This is a genomic window from Paraburkholderia sp. MM6662-R1, assembly GCF_050436245.1.
In the GTDB taxonomy this organism is placed as follows: Bacteria; Pseudomonadota; Gammaproteobacteria; order Burkholderiales; family Burkholderiaceae; genus Paraburkholderia; species Paraburkholderia tuberum.
The window spans coordinates 2,279,071-2,297,515 of sequence record NZ_JBNDLV010000004.1 but is presented as its reverse complement, the minus strand read 5'-3'; the positions used below and the strand labels follow the sequence as shown (position 1 = coordinate 2,297,515).

At 66.2% G+C, this 18,445-nt stretch carries 14 protein-coding genes and 3 pseudogenes; 3 read left to right on the top strand and 14 right to left on the bottom strand.

Features of this window, described 5'->3' with window-relative positions:
• Positions 1–3: 3 nt before the first annotated feature.
• The 8 genes and pseudogenes from OKW39_RS40455 to OKW39_RS40420 all read right to left on the bottom strand — a co-directional run bounded on the left by OKW39_RS40455 (position 4) and on the right by OKW39_RS40420 (position 8,306).
• Positions 4–758 (bottom strand): annotated as a pseudogene (locus OKW39_RS40455) (aldehyde dehydrogenase family protein).
• On the bottom strand, positions 755–2,035 hold the full coding sequence (gene phnA, locus OKW39_RS40450; protein ID WP_429565499.1) for a phosphonoacetate hydrolase: 1,281 nt from the start codon (positions 2,033–2,035) through the stop codon (positions 755–757). The pseudogene OKW39_RS40455 and the gene phnA overlap by 4 nt, the downstream one beginning before the upstream one ends.
• A gap of 106 nt (positions 2,036–2,141) precedes the next feature.
• Positions 2,142–2,897, bottom strand: a complete 756-nt coding sequence (locus tag OKW39_RS40445; protein WP_429565208.1) for a phosphonate utilization associated transcriptional regulator — start codon at positions 2,895–2,897, stop codon at positions 2,142–2,144.
• Positions 2,898–2,993: 96 nt separating this feature from the next.
• Positions 2,994–3,857 carry a 2-aminoethylphosphonate ABC transport system, membrane component PhnV gene (phnV, locus tag OKW39_RS40440; protein ID WP_429365292.1) on the bottom strand — a complete coding sequence of 288 codons (864 nt, stop codon included), beginning with the start codon at positions 3,855–3,857 and terminating at the stop codon, positions 2,994–2,996.
• Positions 3,847–4,809 (bottom strand): 2-aminoethylphosphonate ABC transporter permease subunit, encoded by a 963-nt coding sequence (locus tag OKW39_RS40435; RefSeq protein ID WP_090806212.1) that lies wholly within the window; start codon positions 4,807–4,809, stop codon positions 3,847–3,849. Before OKW39_RS40435 ends, phnV begins: the two co-directional genes overlap by 11 nt.
• Positions 4,787–5,887 (bottom strand): 2-aminoethylphosphonate ABC transport system ATP-binding subunit PhnT, encoded by a 1,101-nt coding sequence (gene phnT, locus OKW39_RS40430; RefSeq protein WP_429565207.1) that lies wholly within the window; start codon positions 5,885–5,887, stop codon positions 4,787–4,789. The genes OKW39_RS40435 and phnT overlap by 23 nt, the downstream gene beginning before the upstream one ends.
• 74 nt (positions 5,888–5,961) lie before the next feature.
• Positions 5,962–7,053 carry a 2-aminoethylphosphonate ABC transporter substrate-binding protein gene (gene phnS, locus OKW39_RS40425; RefSeq protein ID WP_429334056.1) on the bottom strand — a complete coding sequence of 364 codons (1,092 nt, stop codon included), beginning with the start codon at positions 7,051–7,053 and terminating at the stop codon, positions 5,962–5,964.
• A 497-nt stretch (positions 7,054–7,550) separates the two neighbouring features.
• A complete protein-coding gene (locus OKW39_RS40420; RefSeq protein WP_090806218.1) occupies positions 7,551–8,306 on the bottom strand; it encodes a DeoR/GlpR family DNA-binding transcription regulator in 756 nt (251 codons plus the stop codon).
• Between the two features lie 295 nt (positions 8,307–8,601).
• Between OKW39_RS40420 and OKW39_RS40415 the strand changes: the two genes are divergently transcribed.
• Together OKW39_RS40415 and OKW39_RS40410 are read left to right on the top strand one after the other, a co-directional pair.
• The gene (locus tag OKW39_RS40415; RefSeq protein WP_184068105.1) at positions 8,602–10,158 is read left to right on the top strand and encodes an ABC1 kinase family protein; all 1,557 of its coding nucleotides are present in this window, start codon (positions 8,602–8,604) and stop codon (positions 10,156–10,158) included.
• Positions 10,159–10,193: 35 nt separating this feature from the next.
• Positions 10,194–10,487 (top strand): annotated as a pseudogene (locus OKW39_RS40410) (EamA family transporter); the annotation flags it as partial.
• A gap of 36 nt (positions 10,488–10,523) precedes the next feature.
• Here OKW39_RS40410 and OKW39_RS40405 read toward each other — a convergent pair.
• A complete protein-coding gene (locus OKW39_RS40405) occupies positions 10,524–11,471 on the bottom strand; it encodes a L,D-transpeptidase (protein WP_429565206.1) in 948 nt (315 codons plus the stop codon).
• A 449-nt stretch (positions 11,472–11,920) separates the two neighbouring features.
• Between OKW39_RS40405 and nadE the strand changes: the two are divergent.
• Positions 11,921–12,780, top strand: a pseudogene (gene nadE, locus OKW39_RS40400) (ammonia-dependent NAD(+) synthetase).
• 111 nt (positions 12,781–12,891) lie between these two features.
• Here the strand turns inward: nadE and OKW39_RS40395 are convergent.
• From OKW39_RS40395 to OKW39_RS40375, 5 genes are all read right to left on the bottom strand, one after another.
• The gene (locus tag OKW39_RS40395) at positions 12,892–13,158 is read right to left on the bottom strand and encodes a hypothetical protein (protein WP_090806224.1); all 267 of its coding nucleotides are present in this window, start codon (positions 13,156–13,158) and stop codon (positions 12,892–12,894) included.
• A gap of 427 nt (positions 13,159–13,585) precedes the next feature.
• Complete coding sequence (locus OKW39_RS40390; RefSeq protein ID WP_429565205.1) at positions 13,586–13,948, bottom strand: hypothetical protein; 363 nt, start codon at positions 13,946–13,948, stop codon at positions 13,586–13,588.
• Positions 13,949–14,027: 79 nt separating this feature from the next.
• Positions 14,028–14,699: a hypothetical protein gene (locus OKW39_RS40385; protein ID WP_429565204.1), complete on the bottom strand. Its 672-nt coding sequence runs from the start codon at positions 14,697–14,699 to the stop codon at positions 14,028–14,030.
• A gap of 184 nt (positions 14,700–14,883) precedes the next feature.
• Positions 14,884–16,548, bottom strand: a complete 1,665-nt coding sequence (locus OKW39_RS40380; RefSeq protein ID WP_429565203.1) for a S10 family peptidase — start codon at positions 16,546–16,548, stop codon at positions 14,884–14,886.
• An 80-nt stretch (positions 16,549–16,628) separates the two neighbouring features.
• Positions 16,629–18,188 carry a S53 family peptidase gene (locus tag OKW39_RS40375; RefSeq protein ID WP_429565202.1) on the bottom strand — a complete coding sequence of 520 codons (1,560 nt, stop codon included), beginning with the start codon at positions 18,186–18,188 and terminating at the stop codon, positions 16,629–16,631.
• Positions 18,189–18,445 lie beyond the last annotated feature (257 nt).

The window sequence follows — 18,445 nt, the reverse complement described above, 5'->3', positions numbered from 1 at the left end:
CTGTTACTCCCAAGGTAATGAAAACGTCTTCAGATTGGTAAAGCTCTTCATCGCTTCCTGAACGCCTTCCTTGTAGCCTAGCCCCGAATCCTTGAGGCCGCCGAACGGCGTCAGCTCGATCCGATAGCCTGGCACTTCCTACACGTTGACGGTGCCCACGCGCAGCTCATTAATGAAACGGGTGATCGCGTCCTGCCGGTTCGTACACACGCCCGACAGCCCGAGCGGTGTTCCGTTGCTGATGCGAATCGCATCGTCGAGCGTGTCGAACGCGATGACCGGCGATACCGGCCCGAAGGTTTCCTCGCGCACGAGTGTCATCGACGGATCGACGTTATCGAGCACGGTCGGCGCATACAACGCGCCGCGGCGCTCGTTGCCGAGGCGCAGGCGCGCGCCTCGAACGAGGCAAAGCGGAACACGTCGGCGACGCGGCCGATCTCGTAGCGCGAGTCCTGCTTCGACAGACCCGACTCGAGCGAAATCAGATCCGACGCCGGTTCGATCCGCTCACGCAGCAGCACCGCCGCGCGCTCGAGAATCTGCGAACGCTCGTAGCGCGACAGCGTCGGCCGATACGCGAGCGCGTAGTCGAACGCGGCGCGCACATCGTCGATGCTGGCGAAGGGCACCGTGCCGACGCGCATGCCGGTATAAGGATCGAACACGTCGAGCGTCCGGGCGCGCGTCGCGCGCTCGCCGCTCAGCCGCAGCGCTTCGGCGCGGAACTCAGGATGGTCCCGCGGCGCCGTGTTCACGATGTCGACACGCGATTGAGCGCGACGTCGAAGATATCGAAATTGCGCAGCCGTTTGCCTTCGCTGCCGGTGGCTGATGGCTGAACGCGCCGGTTGAACAGCAGCGGCACTTCCTGCTCGGAAATCCCGCCGTGCGAGCGCAACGGCACGGTGAGCCCGGACAGGTCGTGCTCGTCGCGCCGCGTGCCGAGCACCACATGCTTCGTGCCGATCACGACCAGATCGCCGATGCGATCCTCAGGCAGCCCGAAGCGCGCACACGCGGCGCGTCGATCGAGCACGACTTCGATTCCCGGCAGGCGGCCGATCCGCGCAATCACGGACGCAGCATCGACCTCGCGCGGCAAATAGACCGTCGCGAACGAACCCAGCGCGCCATGATGCACGACGTACGGATCGGTGATCGGCAGAATCACGCGTGCCGTCGACGCGTCGAGCCAGTCGTCGAGCAAGTCCTGCAGATAGATTACGTTCGGCTCGCCGGTCTGCGGATCGTGCTTCGCGTTCATGCCGTGATCGGCGGTGAGGCCGATCACCCAGCCGAGCGCGTCGAGATTCGCGAGATAGCCGTCCATCATCGCGTAGAACGCGTTCGCGCCTTCGGTGCCGGGCGCCCATTTGTGCTGGATATAGTCGGTCGTCGACAGATACATGAGGTCGAGCTTGCGTGTCTGCGCGAGCCGCACGCCGGCCGCGAACACGAATTCCGACAACCCCGCGCTATACACGTCGGGCAATGGCAGGCCAACCAGATCGAGCACGTCGTCGATGCCGTTTTCCTCGCGCGTCACCTCGTCGGCTTTCTCCGCCGACAAGCAGATGCCCTTCAACTGCGAGCCGAGCAGCCCGCGCAGTTTGTCCTTCGCGGTGACGACGGCGACCGCGGCGCCCGCGTCGGCGGCGGCCGCGAGCAGCGTGGGCGCGCGTAGGTAGGCGGGATCGTTCATCATCACCGCCGCGCCCGCGCCGTCGTTCGCGAGGGTGTCCCAGAAGTAGTTGCCGCAGATGCCGTGCACGGACGGCAATACGCCGGTCACGATCGACAGGTTGTTCGGGTTCGTGAACGACGGGATCACGCAGTCGCCGCGAAACGCCGCGCCGCCCTCGAGCATCGAACCGATGAACGGCGCGACGCCGGCCGCGACCGCCGCTTCCAGGTACGCAAACTCGCAGCCGTCGACACAGACAACGACCGTCGGTTGCGAAGGCAGCCGGTAGCTCCGGCCGTTGACCTCGATCGTGCGTTGCTCGGGGTATGTCATCGCGTGGTTTTCCATTGCCGGGGTTGTCATTGCAAAGTCTTAATCGCCGGGTTGTCTGTTCGTGGGGCGAAGCTGCCGCGGCGTTTGCCGGTACGCTTGCCTCGGCTTCATCGCCGCGCCGTCATCGCCCGCGCGAGCCGGCCGCACCCGCGCCTGCCGGGAGGCGCTGCTCGTGCGCCGCATCGCCCGCCGCCTCGCAGGCCGCATGCGCGCGCTGCAACCCGCCCTGCACATGCGCGCGCATCAACTGCGCGGCCTGCTCCGCATCGCGCGACGCGAGCGCTGTCAGAATCGCGCGATGCTCGGCGAGCGAGCGCGCCATCGCGTCGGCCTGCACGACTAGCGCCGCACGCCGAAACAGGCTCAGCTCGCTGACGAGCCTGCGATACGTGTCGTACAACTTCGTGTTGCCCGCCGCCGCGACCAGCGCATTGTGAAACGCGACGTTCGCGCGCGCATACGCATCGTGATCGTGCGACGCGAGCGCCGCGCGCATCGCGTCGACCCAGTCGCGCAGCACCGCGAGCTTGCCCGCATCGATGCTCGACGCGAGCATCCGGCACGCCCCCTCTTCGAGCACCGCGCGCACCGCGTAAATCTCGTCCGCCTCCGCGAGCGACACCGTCCGCACGAACACGCCGCGATTCTTCTCGGTGCGCACCAGACCCGCCTGCTCTAGCGCGCGAAACGCCTCCCGCACCGGCCCGCGCGACACCTGCAATCGCGCCGCCCAGTCGGCTTCGTTGAGCTTGTCGCCCGGCGCCAGCATGCCGCCGACGATATGCCGCTCGATCTCGTCGCGCACCAGCGTCGTCAGCGAATGGCGGCGCAGGACCTCGATCGGATCGACGGACGCAGTGTGCATATATTCGGTCATTTTGGCAACTTTTGCCACATCTACATCGATGCTCACCGGTTCGCGCGCGTGCTTCAGATCAACGAAATCGCTCGCCGATCAGTCGGCTCAGTCGGGTCAGTCGATCCGGCGCCGCGGAGCGCGCGCCGCGATCAGCAGCAGAGCGACCAGCGAGACCAGCAGCAGAATCAGCGACAGCGCGGAAGCCGGCAGGTAATAGCCGCGTTCCACCTGCCCGACGACGACGATCGGCACCGTCGCGAAGCCTGGCGGATATACGGTCAGCGTCGCGCCGAGTTCGCCGAGCGACAGCGCAAAGCCGAGCGCGAGACTCGCGCGTATCGCCGGCACCAGTTGCGGCAACACGACGCGGCGCAGCACCATCGACGGCGGCGCTCCGAGGCTCGCGGCCGCTTCGCGCAACACGGTCAGCTCCGGGCGCAGCGCGGCGGCCGCGCAGCGGTAGCAGAACGGCAGTACCAGCGCGAGCTGCACGAACACCACGATCGCCGCCGAGCTCGACAGATCGAGCGGCCGTTTGTGATACGCGATCAGCACCGCGAGGCCGAGCACGACGCTCGGCACGCCGTTGGGCATCATCGCGATCGTGTCGATGACGGCGCCGAGGCCGCGCCGGTCGCGTCCTTCGAGCGCGAGCGCGAACCACAAACCGAGGATCGTGCCGAGCACCGCGACGCCCATGCCGACTTCGAGGCTGGTGGTCAGCGCGTCGAAGTCGCTCGAACCGAGGCGCTCGAACCAGCGCATGCTGAAGCCGTCGGGCAGGATCGTGCCGGACCAGTGCGACGCGACGCTCGATAGCGCGACGACCAACACCGGCAGCACGAACAGCCAGAAGCACAGCAGCGCGGCAAAGCCGAGAAACAGACCGCCGAGCAGTCGCACCGCGAGGCTGTGCCGCACCGGCCGGCCCTTCTTGTGCATGACCGGCAGCACGGTCGGATCGAGTTCAACGGCCATGACCGGCTCCTTTCACCTTGCGACGATTGACACGCCGGTACAACGCGTACAACGACAACGACATCAGCAGCATCACGACCGCGCCGGCGGCGGCGGTCGGCAGATCGAGATCGACGGTGGCGGCGCTGTAGATCGCGACCGGCAGCGTGATCAGATGGGCGCTGCCGAGCACCAGCAGAATGCCGAACTCGTTGAGCGTCAGCAGAAAACACAGGATCGTGCCGGCCGCGATGCCCGGCCACGCGAGCGGCAGGATCACCTTGAACGCGACCATCAGGCCGTTCGCGCCGAGGCTGCGCGCGGCTTCGATCAGTCGCTGGTCGAGCAGCGCGAACGATGCCAACGTCGGACGCACGACGAACGGCGTATAGAACACGACTTCCGCGAGAATCACGCCGCCGATGCCGAACAGAAAATCGAGCGGCGGCGCCTGCAGATTGAACAGCCGCTGCAGCCCGATGCTGACCGAGCCTTGCGAGCCGTACAGAAAGATCAGCGTGAACGCGACCAGAAACGACGGGAACGCGACGAACAGTTCGAGAAAGCGCGTGACCAGGCGCGCGCCCGGAAACGGCTTGAAGAACAGCAGCGACGCGAGCGCCACGCCGAGCAGCGACGCCAGGCTCGCACTCGCGAACAGGATGCCGAGCGTAGTGCCGATCACGCCGCGCGTTTCGGGGTTACCGAAGAACGTTACGTACGCGTGGCCAGACAGGCCATGCGCGCCGGTCAGACTCAGCATCACGAGCCGCACCAGCGGATAGATGACGAGCGGTCCGAGCACCACGACTGCAATGAACAGCAGATGCCATTGCGCGAGGCGCTCGCGCCGCTTGACGGCGGCCGCGTGCGCCGCCGCGCTCGCGAGACGGCGCGCGGCGGCGGCTTCGACCTCGGCTCGTGCGGCAAGGTCGAGCGGGTTGGACGTATCAGGGCTTGATAAGGACGACATCGCCAGCCTCGTAACGCAGGGAAACACGCGCGCCCTTCTCCGGCGTCATGCCGAGACCACGCTGCAGCGTGACGAGCACGGGGTCGTTCGGCAGCGCATCGAGCACGACCGATACCGACAAGGCCGCGCCGTACCACTCGACCGACGCGATCGCGCCGTGCAACTGCCCCTCTCCGAGCGGCACGATGCGCAGCGCCTCCGGACGCAGACACGCGACACGTTCGCGCTCGTTGTAGCGCGCGTCGTCCATGCCGAACGCGACCTGCGGCGGCAGCAGATTGGCCGCGCCGAGGTAGCGCGCGACGAAGCCGTCGGCCGGCGAGTCGTACAGCTGCTGCGGCGTGCCGAGCTGCGCGATATGGCCATCGCGCATCAGCAGCGTGCGGTCGGACAGCACGAGCGCGTCGTCCTGATCGTGCGTCACGCAGACGATCGTCAGATTCGGCAGGCGTTCATGCAGCGCCTTCAGTTCGGAGCGCACCGACGCGCGCAGATTGGCATCGAGCGCGGACAGCGGTTCGTCGAGCAGCAGCACGTCGGGCTCGATCACGAGCGCGCGGGCGAGCGCCACGCGCTGCTGCATGCCGCCCGACAGTTGCGCGGGCATCACGTGACCGGCATCGCCGAGCTGCACGAGCTTCAGCACCTCGGCGACGCGGCGCGCGACGTCGCGCGCCGGAATACGCCGCGCGCGCAACCCGAACGCGACGTTCTCGAATACCGTCAGATGCGGAAACAGCGCGTAGCTCTGGAACAGCAGTCCGAGGTTGCGCTTGTGCGGCGGCATGTGCGTCAGATCGCGGCCGGCCACCGTCAGCGTGCCGGCCAGACCGTCGGCCTCGATGAAGCCCGCGATGAAGCGCAGCAAGGTCGTCTTGCCGCAGCCGCTGCGCCCGAGCACGGTGAGCAACTCGCCGCGCCGGATGGTCAACGACAGATCGTCGAGCACCGTGCGCGCGCCGAAGCGCACCGTCAGGTGATCGATCTGCACGCCGCCGGGCGCGTCCGAACGCGCGGCGTCGAGCGCATCCAGCGGAGCGCCAGGCGCAGCGGGGTGAGCGAGACTGGCCGTATTCACCGGAGTCGTCCTCCCAACAGGATTAATGCTGATGCGGCGCCGCGCATTACGTGCGAAGCGCCGCCTGAATCGACTTACTTCGGCTTGACCACTTCGATCTCTTTGCCCGACGAACCGATCACGTCGCTCTTCCAGCGCGCGGTCCAGTCGGCCTTCTTCGCCATCACGTGGTTCCAGTCGACCGGAATCAGCTTGACGCCGCTGATCGCCTGCTTGACCGCTTCGCCGTTCTTGCCGGCGAGCGGCACGTCGCTGCGACCCGGAATGCCGAAGATGTCCGGCACCTTCGACTGCACTTGCGTCGACATCAGATAGTCGATCAGCTTCTTGCCCTCGGCCTGGTTCGGACCGTTCTTGATCAGCGCGATCGCGTACGGCAGCTGGAACGTGGTCGGCTGACCGCCGGGCGTGGCGGCGAGGAACACCGGTTTCAGCGACAGGCCGCCGTTGGCCGCGTCGTCGAGATCCATCTGCAGATCGCCGTTGGCGACCGCGATCTCGTTGCGCGACAGCAGCACGTCGAGATAGCCCGTGCCCTTGGTGTGGAACTTGGCGCTCTGCTCGAGCTTCTTCAGATAGTCGAACGCCTGGTCTTCGCCCATCAGCGACGTGGTCAGGATGATCACCGCCATGCCGTCGCCGGCGGTCGCCGGATTCGAATATGCGACCTTGCCGGTGAAGTCCGGGTGCAGCAGGTCCGCGAACGTCTTCGGCTGGGTTTTCGTGACTTCGGGGTTGATCGCGAACGAGAAGTAGTTGTTCACGAAGGTCGCCCACGCGCCGTTCGGCGCCTTCGCGATGGCCGGCACGTTCTTGTAGTTGGCGCTCTGGTACGCCTGCAGCAGGCCGCTCTGGTCGGCCTGCTGAATGAACGGCGGCAGGGTGACGAGCACGTCGGCCTTCGGCTGATCCTTCTCGATGGTCGCGCGGTTCACGACTTCGCCGCTACCCGCCGTGACGATATTGACCTTCACGCCCTCCTTCTTTTCGAAGGCCGGCAGCACATCCTTGTACAGATTTTCGAGGCCGTCGGCCGTGTACAGCACGACGGCGTCGGCCGCATGAGCCTGCATCGCGGCACCGCCGAACGCGGCCGCGGCGACCAGCGCCGGCAGCAGTTTGCGCGCGAGGCCGGCCGCAGCGTGAAGGGAATTCGTCTTTTTCATGTCGCTCTCTCCGAAGCTAAAAACCAGACGGTCGGGATAACCCATACCTGTAGTGATTGAACGGCGGCACGCGCTTGCTTGTTGCCCGCTGCGGTTGCCGCGCCGGTCTGTCGTGGATTGCAGATTGCCGACAACTTTGCCGCTTCTCGCCCAGCCTGACTGACAGCCCCTATTACACCCGCGCTGCCTGCCGCGCCTGAGCGGGCACGGCAAGAATCACAGGTTTCGATGACAAGGCCATGACGATTGCGCCGAATTCCAAAAAAAGACACAAATTGCCAACTCTCGCCAACCGACGGAATTCGTCGCGCCACCCCAAAGCGGACCCCGCGCGCCGATCCCGTGTGGATCGTACATGGCGAAAATGACGATGTATGCACGGTGCGTCGGGAAAATGCGGAGGGGGCGGCTTGTTTTATTTAGATTTTGGCGGGCGCGGAATCTCGCTCAGCGCGAGCGGCGTATGAACGCGGGGGGAACCGCCCCGCCAGCCCGTCTCAGGCGATCAGAATCTCCGGACCATGCGCGGTGATCGCCGTGCCAAGCGCGCGCTCGGGCGCCAGTTCGGTGACCAGATACCGCGCCGACTCGATCCCGTTGATGCGCACCGGCGTCACGCGTCCGAATTTCGAATGATCGGCGACGACGACCACCATGTCGGCCGCGGCGATCATGCGGCTGCGTACTTCGGCCGCCATGCGGCTGTAGTCGGTGAGATAGCCGTCCGGCGAAATTCCGCCCGCGCCAATGAACGCGAAATCGGCGTGGTACTGCGTGAGCTGCTGAACCGTGTCGAGGCCGAAGGTAGCGTCTTCGATATCGGACAGCTCGCCGCCGAGCAGCGTCACGCGATTGTCGTTGCGTCGGCCGAGCAGCAGCGCGATGCGCCAGTCGTTGGTGTAGACCGTCAGCCGATGCCGGTCGAGCAGCGCCCGCGCGACCGACTGCGTGGTGCTGCCCGAATCGATGATCAGCGATGCGCCGTCCGGCACGAACTCGGCCGCGCGCTCGCCGATCGCGCGCTTCGCGCCGGCGTTCTCGGCTTCGCGCGTATCGAGATCGGGCTCGCGCCGATCGCTCGACAACGCGCCGCCGTGTGTCGTCACGAGCAGGCCGCGGCCGGCCAGCGCGTTGAGGTCGCGACGGATCGTTTCGCGCGATACGTTCAGTTCGCGCACCAGTTCCGCGACCGACAGCGCGCCGTGCTTTGCGACTTGCGCGAGGATGTATTGATGACGTTGTTCTGCGAGCATCTGAGAAGGCCGGAAGCCGGCACGCTTGGGTTTCGCCGTGGTTGAGGAAGGCCGCCGTATTGTATTACGCGTATTGCGCGTCGTCGGTGCTCGCGTGCAGGTGGCGCTCAGGGTGGCGTGGGGGCGCGTTCACGGCGCGCTCGGCTTGCATCGAGCCGCCCTTGCGCGCGAACACGCCAGCCATCGCGCCGACCTGCTAACCTTGACGGCTGGACTCGCCGGCCATGCGGCGAACGCAACGCCGCCGCCCGGCCGAGTCCCGCGCACAACGCCTCGCCCGTCAACCGAACCGCCGATGCCGCCACTGTTTCGCCGTCTACTGCTGCTGTTCCATGCGCTGCGTTACGGCGCGCGCCTGATCTGGCTCGCCGCCCCGCCCGACCACAAGCTGCACTGGATGATCGAACTGATCGGCCGCGTGCATGCGTCGGAGCGCAGCGGCGCGCAGTTGCATGGTCTGCTGCCGGCGCTCGGTCCGCTCGCGAGCCGCTTCGCGCAGACGCTCGCCAGGCGCCCCGAGCTCGCGAGCGGCACGCTGCATGACGCGCTGGACGCCATCGATCACATGGAAGTGCCGCTGTCGCCGGACGACTCCGCGCTGGCTTTGACTCGCGCGTTCGGCCGGCCGCTCGGCGAGCTGTTCAGCGCGGTCGACCTCGTGCCGGTACGCAGCGGCTTCGCCGAGCAGACCCATTTCGCGCGGCTCGCGATGCCGCTCAAAGGTCATCACGAAGTCGCCGTCAAGCTCGTGCGCGCGCAGCAATTGCAACAGATCGGCGATGAACTGGCTTTGTTGCGCTGGGTCGCGCGCTGGCTCGAAAAGCTGTCGCGCGTCGCGCGCCGGCTGCAGTTGCGCGCGCTCGCGCAAACCTTCACCGACGACATCCTGCGCCGCTTCGACCTGCGCGCCGAAGCCGCGAATCTGAGCCAGACCGGCCACGATTTCGACGGCGACAAGCGCATCGTCGTGCCGGACGTGATCTGGGAGCTGTGCACCGACCACACGCTGACGATGCAGCGCGTCAACACGCTGTCCGCGAGCGACCTGCCCGGTCTGCACGCGCACGGCATCAAGCTGGCGCCGCTCGCCGCGCATATCGTCGAGGTCGTCACCGAGCAGGCATTCGAGCATGGCTTCTTCCACGCGACGCTCGATGCGCGCCGCGTGCGCGTCAGCATCGAGCCGGACACGCTCGGGCGCCTCGTGCTCGCGGAGTTCTCGATCATGGCGACGCTGTCGAGCGACGAGCGCGAATTTTTCGTGCACGGCGCGACCGCGTTGTTCGACCAGGACTACGGGCGGCTCGCCGACATGCATCGCGAGGCCGGCCACGTGCCGGACGACACGCGCGCCGAGCTGCTCGAAGCCGAGTTGCGCACGCGCGCCGAAGCGCACTTCGCGGCGGCGCCCGAGGATCGCTCGGCGGGTTCGCTGTTTCACCATCTGCTGCACGGCGTGCAACCGTTCGACGGCCACGTGCCGGGCGCGCTCGCGACCGCGCAGCGCTCGTTCCAGCAGGCGGAGATGCTCGCGCGGGCGCTCCATCCGGGCATCGATACATGGAACATCGCACGCGGCGTGCTCGCCGATATCGCGCGACGCGATCTCGATCATCGGGGCTGGCTCAAGCGACTGTCACACGAGCTGCCGCATCTCGCGCATATGCTGCCGCGCGTGCCGCAACTGGCGGTGCGCTATCTGCAGCAGCACGATCGCACCGGCACCCCGCAGCAGAACGCGCAATTGCTCGCGGATCTCGCGCGCGAATACCGGCGCACGCGCTGGCTGCTGTGGGCATGCGTCGTCTGTGGCGGCGTGCTCGGAGCGGGGATGACGCTGCTCGCGTGGTGACGGTCCCGCGCGCGCCTTGCAGCTTTGAACAAGACGCGGCGATCGTCGCGGGAGTGCTGGCGCTGGCGCTCGGTGAGCATCGCTGGATCGCGTCGCCGACGCTGTGGACATCGCTCGCGTGGGGCATCGTGATGCTGTCCGGCATCAGCGTCACGTTGCTCGTCTGGATGGTCCGGCGCGGCGATGCGGCGCGCGCGACTGCTCTGCTGTTTCTTGCGCCGCCGCTTGCCGCGCTCGAAGGCTATCTGGGGTTCGGCGAAACGCTGCTGCCAGTGCAGATCGCCGGATTTGCGGTCGCGCTGGCTGGCGTGTTGTTGGCGAGGTCGTGAGGGGCGCCGCGCGCCAGTATTGCCACCAAGCGCCCGTCAGTCGGCCGTATCCGCGCGCGCGGGCATTTTCGCTCGCGCAACCGCGCCCGGTGCTGGCGACCACGCCGGCCGACTCTTGCGCTGCGAATCGACCACGACGATAAAACGCCCCGCCCACGGCATGATCTGCCGGTCGCTTTTCAGCACCCACAGCGATTGGCCGGAATCGACGAGCTGCGCATATGCTGCGTCGAGAATCCCGTAGTGATCGAGAAACGTGTTCAGCGATGCGGGAATCCGCACGCAGCCCTTCGAATGACGAATGCCGAGCAGCGGTTCGAGCCGCTCGGGGTCGGTCGCGTGCATCTGGAAGCGCATCTGCGACATGCCGCCCTTGCCCCAGCCGCGTTCACCCAGCGCCCAGCCGAGGTCGAAGATGCGCATATCGCGCCGTCCGTAGCCGCGAATATGGTTTTCGTTCTGCGTGCCCTCGGAGCGGAAATCCATGTTGTCGGGCGTATGTTCGAACACGCCGAGCGGTGTGATGAAGTGGTCGTACTCGCCGGGCCGTCCCGTGGATACCGGCGATGCGCCGATCATCTGCCAGTTGTCGGCGGGCGCCGGACGGAAGTAAATCAGGAGCGCCTGCACGTTCGCATTGCGATCGACGAGCACCACGTACTCGCCCGACAGATTGCCAAGCTCGTTCTCATTGAGCGCCGTCTCCAGACGGTTGGCGTACGCTCGCTGCGCCGCGACGGGCAGCCTGAGCCGGCGCGTCACGTCCCGCGCGAATACGTCGCGCAGCAGGAATGCTCGGCGCGGATCGACGACGCCAGCCGCGTCGGGCGCGGCGATGGTGGCGGCGTCGATCGTGGGCAACGGCCGGCTCGCGCCATTCCATGCGTTGCCCGGATTGGCCAGATTCACCGTATGCGCCGCTGATGTCGCGGATGCAGGCGACTGAGCGCTACCGGGCGCCGCCGCATGAACCGGCGCCGCCATCGCACCGGCACTCGAGACGACGGCTGCGCAAACCCACGCGCAAATCCTCAGGCGGTTCAATCCAGGCTGGCCAGGCCGATCTGGGTATCTCATCGCGTCTTGGAGCAAACATGATTATTATTGATCGCACGCCGGGTCCCTGCGGCGTTCGGCACGACCGATGTTACTCAGCGAAGCGAGGCGTGTCGATGAAAATACCTTCTAACCTGCGAACTCTTCAAAAATGATCGGCTATTTTTCGACAATCGACATGCCAGCGAAAATGCAATTAATACGCAATTAAATCGGTCATCGGAAAATCAAACCCCAAAAGGCATATACGATTTCGTTCGACGAAAGGTAGACCGAAGACGGCGGCACGTGCCGATACTCACGCCGTTTTTCAATCTGCTTGCAATCTGTTTCAAGCCGCTTCAATCGCTTTTTCTCTCGCGAGGACAACAACGATCATGGCTCAATCCGATCCGGCCGCGCGCCAGGCCCGCATCGCGACCGAAATGCACGTCGCCGCCGAATTCGACGCAAGCCGCGAAATCGAGCGCCGGGTCGATTTTCTGGCGAACTATCTGCGCAACAGCCACCTGAGAACTTATGTGCTCGGCATTAGCGGCGGCGTCGATTCGACTACGGCCGGGCGTCTCGCGCAACTCGCGGTCGAGCGTTTGCGGGCGAACCGTTACGACGCGAGTTTCGTCGCCGTCCGTCTGCCTTACGGCAAACAACGCGATGAAGCGGATGCGCTCGATGCATTACGCTTCATTCGCGCCGACGAAAATCTGACTATCGATATCAACCCGCAGCCGATGCGATGCTCGAGTCGCTCGATAAAAGCGGCGTGTCGTTCAAGGACGAATCCCAGCGGGATTTCGTGCACGGCAATATCAAGGCGCGCCAGCGGATGATCGCGCAATACGCGGTGGCTCGCGCGCGCTCGGGCGTCGTGATCGGAACGGACCACGCGGCCGAATCGGTGATGGGCTTTTTCACGAAGTTCGGCGACGGCGGCGCCGACGTGCTGCCGCTCGCCGGGCTCAGCAAGCGCCGCGTGCGTGCGGTCGCGAATACGCTCGGCGCGCCCGACGCGTTGGCGCATAAGGCGCCGACCGCCGACCTCGAGATGCTGCGGCCGCTTCGTCCCGACGAAGACGCATATGGCATCCCATACGACGCGATCGACGATTTTCTCGAAGGCAAGCCGGTCAGCGATACCGTGCGTGACGTGGTCCTGGAGTTTTACAACGCGACGCGTCACAAGCGGGCGCCGCCGTATACGCCGTTCGATTGGCCGGCGTCGCCGGATGGGCAATGATGCGCCCGCGAACGGCGCTCTCAAACGAATAAAGGCGGTGGACATGCGCGCGTCGTCGCGCCTGTCCACCGCCTTCGAAAACAATAGAGCTTACTGCGCCATCCGCGGCGCTTACTGCTCGGGCGGCGGTTCGTCGCTGAACAGATCGGCGCTCGCTTCGAGCGGCTGGCCACCCAGTTGCTTGCCTTGAATCTGCCGCGCGATCACGTCGCCGACATACGGCACACTCGCGTCGAGTTCGATCGTCGCGTAGGCGCCGGGCTTGCCGGCGTCCACCACCTCGACGTGTTTCGCGTAACGGCCGAGTTCGCGCTTCAGAAATTCCCGCACATCCTGCTCGCTGCACGATTCGGCGATATTGCGCACGGTCAGGTTCATGCGGCCTACCCTCGCCGCGCCTGGCGGTCCGTCCGTCGGTCAGGGCTTGCGATACGCACCGGTCGCAGCGCGGCACGCTGCTTCGTCTGAGTCGCGCCGAGTGCGCGAAGTGCGACGACGCCGGTCGCGCCGGCTAACCCCATAGCGAGCCATGACAAGTAAAAGGCCATCGTTCAAATCTCCTGTGCGAATTGCATCCTCTTGTCAGAATAGCCCGCTTCGACAGCGAACACACTGTGACGCAGCGTCGTAGGCAATGGCGAAACGTCCCCGTCGATGCACTGTACCTGAATCGGTCGCGCCAATCCTGGGAAGACATCGGCTGCCTCAGCACCTTGCATGCCTGGCGAGCCCCGGCCCGGCACGCAGACCTATCGTCGAAGGCAGCGTGCGGGGGACGTGGGCAAAGGCGGACTGATCGCGCCGATCAGTCCGCCGCTTGCACGTTCGCCGCGCTCACCCACCACGCATTCTTACCTTGCGGCAGACGGACCAGCACCGCGGTAGGATCCTCGACGCCGTCATCGGCGATCTGGCATACCGGCAGGCCGTCGGGCAGACGCTTCACTTCGCCGGCGGCCTCGAACAGCGCTATTCGCTGCGCATCCAGCGGGCGCAGTTGCCGATACACGTCGAAGCTGAGCGCCGCGGGCACGTCGCCGCGAATCTCGAGCTCATTGGCGCGCGCGCAATGCGCCGGCGCGACGGCAACCGCGGCGGCGCTGCCGCTCAGGCAACCGCTCAGGCAGCCGATCGTCAGCGCGACGGCGGCGAGACGGGAATGGATCATCGTGTTTCTCCGAAAAAAGTGAGGGGCAGCGAACCGTGGTTCCGCGCGGAATGCGCAAGCGTGCGGACGCGCGGCGCGCTCAACGCTGGCGGGCATGCGCGTCGCGTCGGCTGTCTTCGCTGTCGACGCCATCGTCGTCGCGAGTCGCGAACTCGAGCCGGCTCACGTCGCCGGACGCCTGGCCAAAGCCCGCATACACCGCCGACCAGTTTCCGACGATCACCGCTTGCGCCTGCGCGAGACTCAGCTTGCCTTCGCAGACGCAACGCTTGAGCAGCGCCGCCGCGCGTGCCTTGCGGCGCTCGCCCTGCGGGCCGGACCACGGCAACAGATCGAGATTGGCCGGCGCATCGGGCGATCCGCCGAGCATGACCGGCACACGCCGGTCGAGCGCGAACGCGGCGACGTCATCCGCATCGATGCCGCGTGCGGCAAGCATGCGATCCTTGTGCGCCATCAGTTCGTCGAACGGCGGCGCGACGGTTTCCGCATAACCGGGGCGGCAAATCGTCTGGCCGATCGACTGCTGGGTCACGCGTTCGTCGAGCACGGCGCTCGGTTGCGCGGCGGCATCTCCGATGCGCAGCGCGAGCAGTGCGCCAACGGTGACGAGCAGCGCACGGTGCGTGATGCGCACGCGCGGACGAAGGACGCGCGTGCGTCCGAGCCGCGGCGCGGTGGCCGTGTCATTGCTGCTGGTCGTGTCGCGGGAAAGACCGCGCCGATGGGTGTCTGCGATGCCTGCGTTCATTCGTCGGCGCGCCGGCGGCGGCACGCGGTAGTTCAATTCGCAAGGCAATTAAAACACATTCAATATGGATGAGTACAAAAGCCGGACATGAGGGCGCGGCGTTTGCCGGCTCGCGGCAGCCGCCGCGAGCCAGCGCAGACCAACCCAGCGCGACGTCGCGATGAGTGGGAGCGCCCCGCCGCCTCTACTTCGCCACCCGCGCCTGCAACGCGCGGATCCGCCCGAGCGCCTGCGCGTTCGACACCGTCTCTTCGTACATCTTTGCGAGGTCGGCTTTCAGCGCGGTGCGCGAACCGCCATCGAGATACACCATATGCCCCGATGGATAGAACCGTGCCGACAGGTTCTGCCGCACCTGCTGACTGACCAGCGGCATCTGCTGCAGATCGAGCACGGTCTGATAGAACGGCGTGACGAAATCGAAAAAGCCATTCGCCGACAGCACCTTGAGGTCGGGATTGAGCGCCATCACGGCGGCAAGGTCGCCGGCCGTGTACAGAATGATGTTGCCTGTCGAGTCGAGACCCTTCTGCGCGCCGGTTGGATCGATATGGCCGAAATCCCAGTACTTGAACGCCTGATCGTTGAGGTCGGTGAACGACGAGTTCGACGTGTACTTCAACTGCTCGTTCAGATAGACGTTCCACATCGTCGTGTAGACGCCGGTGACCGCGGTCATCGTCGGATCGTTGCCGCCGGAGTTCGGGTCGATCTTGCCGGCGATGCCGGTGTCGATCGCCGTTACGCGGCCGTCGTAGGCGCCGAGCGCGAGGCCTTGCGACTTCAGCAACGTGGTCAGGAACAGCGAATTGCCGCGGCTGTCGTAGCCCGCGATGTCGAGGCTCCACGCGAGCAGCGTCGTTTTGTCGATGCCGGTGTATTCGCTGAGTTTTTCGGTGGTCGCGGAATCTGTGGTCGGGAACTTGCGCAGCGCGGCCAGGTAGTCGGTGCGCGCGAACTGCGCGACCTCCTCGGCGAACGCGCCGAGATCGGTCGGCCGCGGCGCGACGCCGAGCTTCTTGTGATACCACGCGTCAGCGGCCGCCGTGGGCAGCGCGCCGACCGGATTGCCCGATTGCGTGTAATCGAGAATCGACGATTGCAGCGTAATGCCGTTCAGATCGACCCCATCCTCGTGCAGCCGGTACGCGAGCACGCAGCTGCGCGCCGTGCCGTAGGACTCGCCGAATAGATACTTCGGCGAATTCCAGCGGTTGTTCTTCGTCAGGAAACGCTTGATGAACTGCTTGATCGAATCCGCGTCCTGATCGACGCCCCAGAAGTCGCGATTCTTCTTCGGCGCGATCGCCGCCGAATAGCCGGTGCCGACCGGATTGATGAACACCAGGTCGCTCTTGTCGAGCAGACTGTCCGGATTGTCTTCGAGTGAATAAGGCGCAGGCGGCGTGAACCCCGGCATCGACGTCTTGATGCGGCGCGGCGCGAACGAGCCGAGCAGCACGAATACCGACGACGACCCCGGCCCGCCGTTATAGAAAAACGTGACCGGCCGCGTTTCTTCCTTCTGATGGTCCTGCGTGAACGCGACGTAGAACATCCTCGCCGACGGTTGCGAGCTGCTCGGATCGACGATCACCAGATGGCCCGCGGTCGCCGTGTAGTCGATCTTGTGACCGCCGATCGTCATCGAATGATGCGTGATCGCGGCCGTCTCGACTGTATCGGTAACCGAATCGTCCGGGCCGTTGCCATAGGCGACCGGGTCGAAGAGCGGCTGGTCGCCGGCCTTGTGCGGCGCGCTCGTGGCGGTGGACGCGCCTGCCGAGGCCGTGGCATGCGTGTTGTGCGGCGAATGCTGGCTACCGGAAGCTGATTCTGTACTCGTCATGATCGCTCCAAGGGTTCGTTTTAATTGCCATGCGTCCTCGATCTTACGTCTCGTTGTTGTGTTATGCGCTGCGTTGCAGACTATAGTGCGCCCGCCACCTTCCCGCCATTGGGGCTGCCCAGTCCCGTGCAGGCATCCCACCCCTTCGACGCCGCGAAGCTGCCGTTGTTGCCCTGTGTGATGTCGTTGCAGACGCCCGGCGCCTTGTACAGCTTAGCGTTGACGAAGCCGGCCGGCTGTCCCTTCGCCGCGTTGATGCGCGCGATCAGCGCCGCCCACAGCGGCGCGACCGCGCTGGTGCCCCCCACCACCGTTTGCATTCCGTCGACCAGCACGTCGTAGCCGGTCAACGGCGAGGCATCGCCCGCGACATCCGGCACGCCGCGCCCGCCGAGCGGCTGGCCGCCGCCGCCCGTCGCCGTGACCGACAAACCCTGCTGCCACGCCGGCACCGGAAACGCGCTGCTCACGCCGCCGCCGCTGGCCCCCCCCTGCTCGCCGTCGTTCCACACGACCTCGCGCGTGATCGCCGAACCGGACGAGCTCAGGTGCGTGCCGCCGCAAGCGAGCACATACGGGCTCGACGCCGGGAAGTCGACCGCGTCGCCGCCGCCCGAGCCGTCGCTCGATCCGCTGTCGCCCGAGGCCGCGCAGATGGTCACGCCGAGCGCCGCCGCCGATTGCAGTACGCTGTTGAGCGCCTGCATCGACTGGCCGGTCCACACTGATTCCGGCGCCCCCCAACTGATCGAGATCACCGACGGCTTGTTAGTTGTGTCGTGCACCGCGCGGCTCACCGCGTCGATGAAGCCGGCGTCGCTGTTCTGCGTGAAGTACACGGCGATGGCCGCGCCCGGCACGATGGCGCCGACGATCTCGATGTCGAGCGTGACCTCGCCGTCCGGCCCGTTCGGATCGCCGCTCGGCTCGTTGCCAGCCTGATCGACGCCGACCGGGGTCACGGTCGGCTCGCTTACGCCGAGGCTCGAGAAATAGGTCTTGAGGTCCGACGTGTTGTAGCCGCCGCCGAGCTCGATGATGCCGACGCACTGACCGCCGCCGTCGCCTTGCGGAAACTGGTAGAGCGAGGCGAGCTGCGGCGGCGAGTACGACGTCTGCCCGGCGCGCGCCGGCACGAACGGCGGCCGGATGCGAAAGTGCGGACGCGCCTGCGGCCGGTTGTCGAGTCCGAGCACCGCCTCCACGACGCCATGCAGATCGTCCGGCACGCTGATCGTGCCGGTGCGGCCACGGAACTGTCCGGCCGCGTGATGCCGGTAGAGCTCGAGCTTGACCTCGAACGCGCTCTGGAATTGCGCGATCGTGCCGCTCAGCAGCACCGAGCGCGCCGCCGGATCCTCGCGCGCGACGGTGAGCCCATGCGCGGCCGCGAACGCGCGGACCTTCGCGATGTCATCGGGCGCGGCGCCGTAGTCCTGGGCGAGCGCCTCGCGCGACAGCGGCTTCACGCTCGCGTCGCCGGCTTCGATGCGTTTCATCAAGGCGTCGAACTGCGCCTGCTGCTGGCGGCGCAGCATCACGAAGACCTCGATCCGCTCGGCGGGATCGCATTGCCCGATGACCGTCGTGCCCTGCGCGACCTTTCGCTCGCTGCCCGGCAATGGATGCTTGGTGACCATGTATCGACTCTCCTGTTAGCGTGGCTTCGCACGCGGTCATGCACGACCGCGCGGCCCGGCGGCGGCCAGGCACGCCACGCGCCTGCATGAAGCGCATCGTGGCGATACGCGGCAGGGGTTGTTCAAGAACTTCGTCCACGCGTCCGACCAAAGCATTCGAACACAGTTCCGGCCAGCGCGACAGTCGTCCGCATGGCCAGGGTCTAATGCGCGGCGTGGATGCGACACGCTATGATGCTCAAGCGGCATTCCCGCCG

What these genes read in the sequence shown, in the direction of transcription:
- phnA (WP_429565499.1), bottom strand. Translation starts at nt 2,035, where the DNA reads ATGGAAAACCACGCGATGACATACCCCGAGCAACGCACGATCGAGGTC.
- OKW39_RS40390 (WP_429565205.1), bottom strand. Translation starts at nt 13,948, where the DNA reads ATGATCCATTCCCGTCTCGCCGCCGTCGCGCTGACGATCGGCTGCCTG.
- OKW39_RS40395 (WP_090806224.1), bottom strand. Translation starts at nt 13,158, where the DNA reads ATGAACCTGACCGTGCGCAATATCGCCGAATCGTGCAGCGAGCAGGAT.
- phnS (WP_429334056.1), bottom strand. Translation starts at nt 7,053, where the DNA reads ATGAAAAAGACGAATTCCCTTCACGCTGCGGCCGGCCTCGCGCGCAAA.
- OKW39_RS40385 (WP_429565204.1), bottom strand. Translation starts at nt 14,699, where the DNA reads ATGAACGCAGGCATCGCAGACACCCATCGGCGCGGTCTTTCCCGCGAC.
- OKW39_RS40420 (WP_090806218.1), bottom strand. Translation starts at nt 8,306, where the DNA reads ATGCTCGCAGAACAACGTCATCAATACATCCTCGCGCAAGTCGCAAAG.
- OKW39_RS40415 (WP_184068105.1), top strand. Translation starts at nt 8,602, where the DNA reads ATGCCGCCACTGTTTCGCCGTCTACTGCTGCTGTTCCATGCGCTGCGT.
- OKW39_RS40445 (WP_429565208.1), bottom strand. Translation starts at nt 2,897, where the DNA reads ATGACCGAATATATGCACACTGCGTCCGTCGATCCGATCGAGGTCCTG.
- OKW39_RS40375 (WP_429565202.1), bottom strand. Translation starts at nt 18,188, where the DNA reads ATGGTCACCAAGCATCCATTGCCGGGCAGCGAGCGAAAGGTCGCGCAG.
- OKW39_RS40435 (WP_090806212.1), bottom strand. Translation starts at nt 4,809, where the DNA reads ATGTCGTCCTTATCAAGCCCTGATACGTCCAACCCGCTCGACCTTGCC.
- phnV (WP_429365292.1), bottom strand. Translation starts at nt 3,857, where the DNA reads ATGGCCGTTGAACTCGATCCGACCGTGCTGCCGGTCATGCACAAGAAG.
- OKW39_RS40405 (WP_429565206.1), bottom strand. Translation starts at nt 11,471, where the DNA reads ATGGCGGCGCCGGTTCATGCGGCGGCGCCCGGTAGCGCTCAGTCGCCT.
- OKW39_RS40380 (WP_429565203.1), bottom strand. Translation starts at nt 16,548, where the DNA reads ATGACGAGTACAGAATCAGCTTCCGGTAGCCAGCATTCGCCGCACAAC.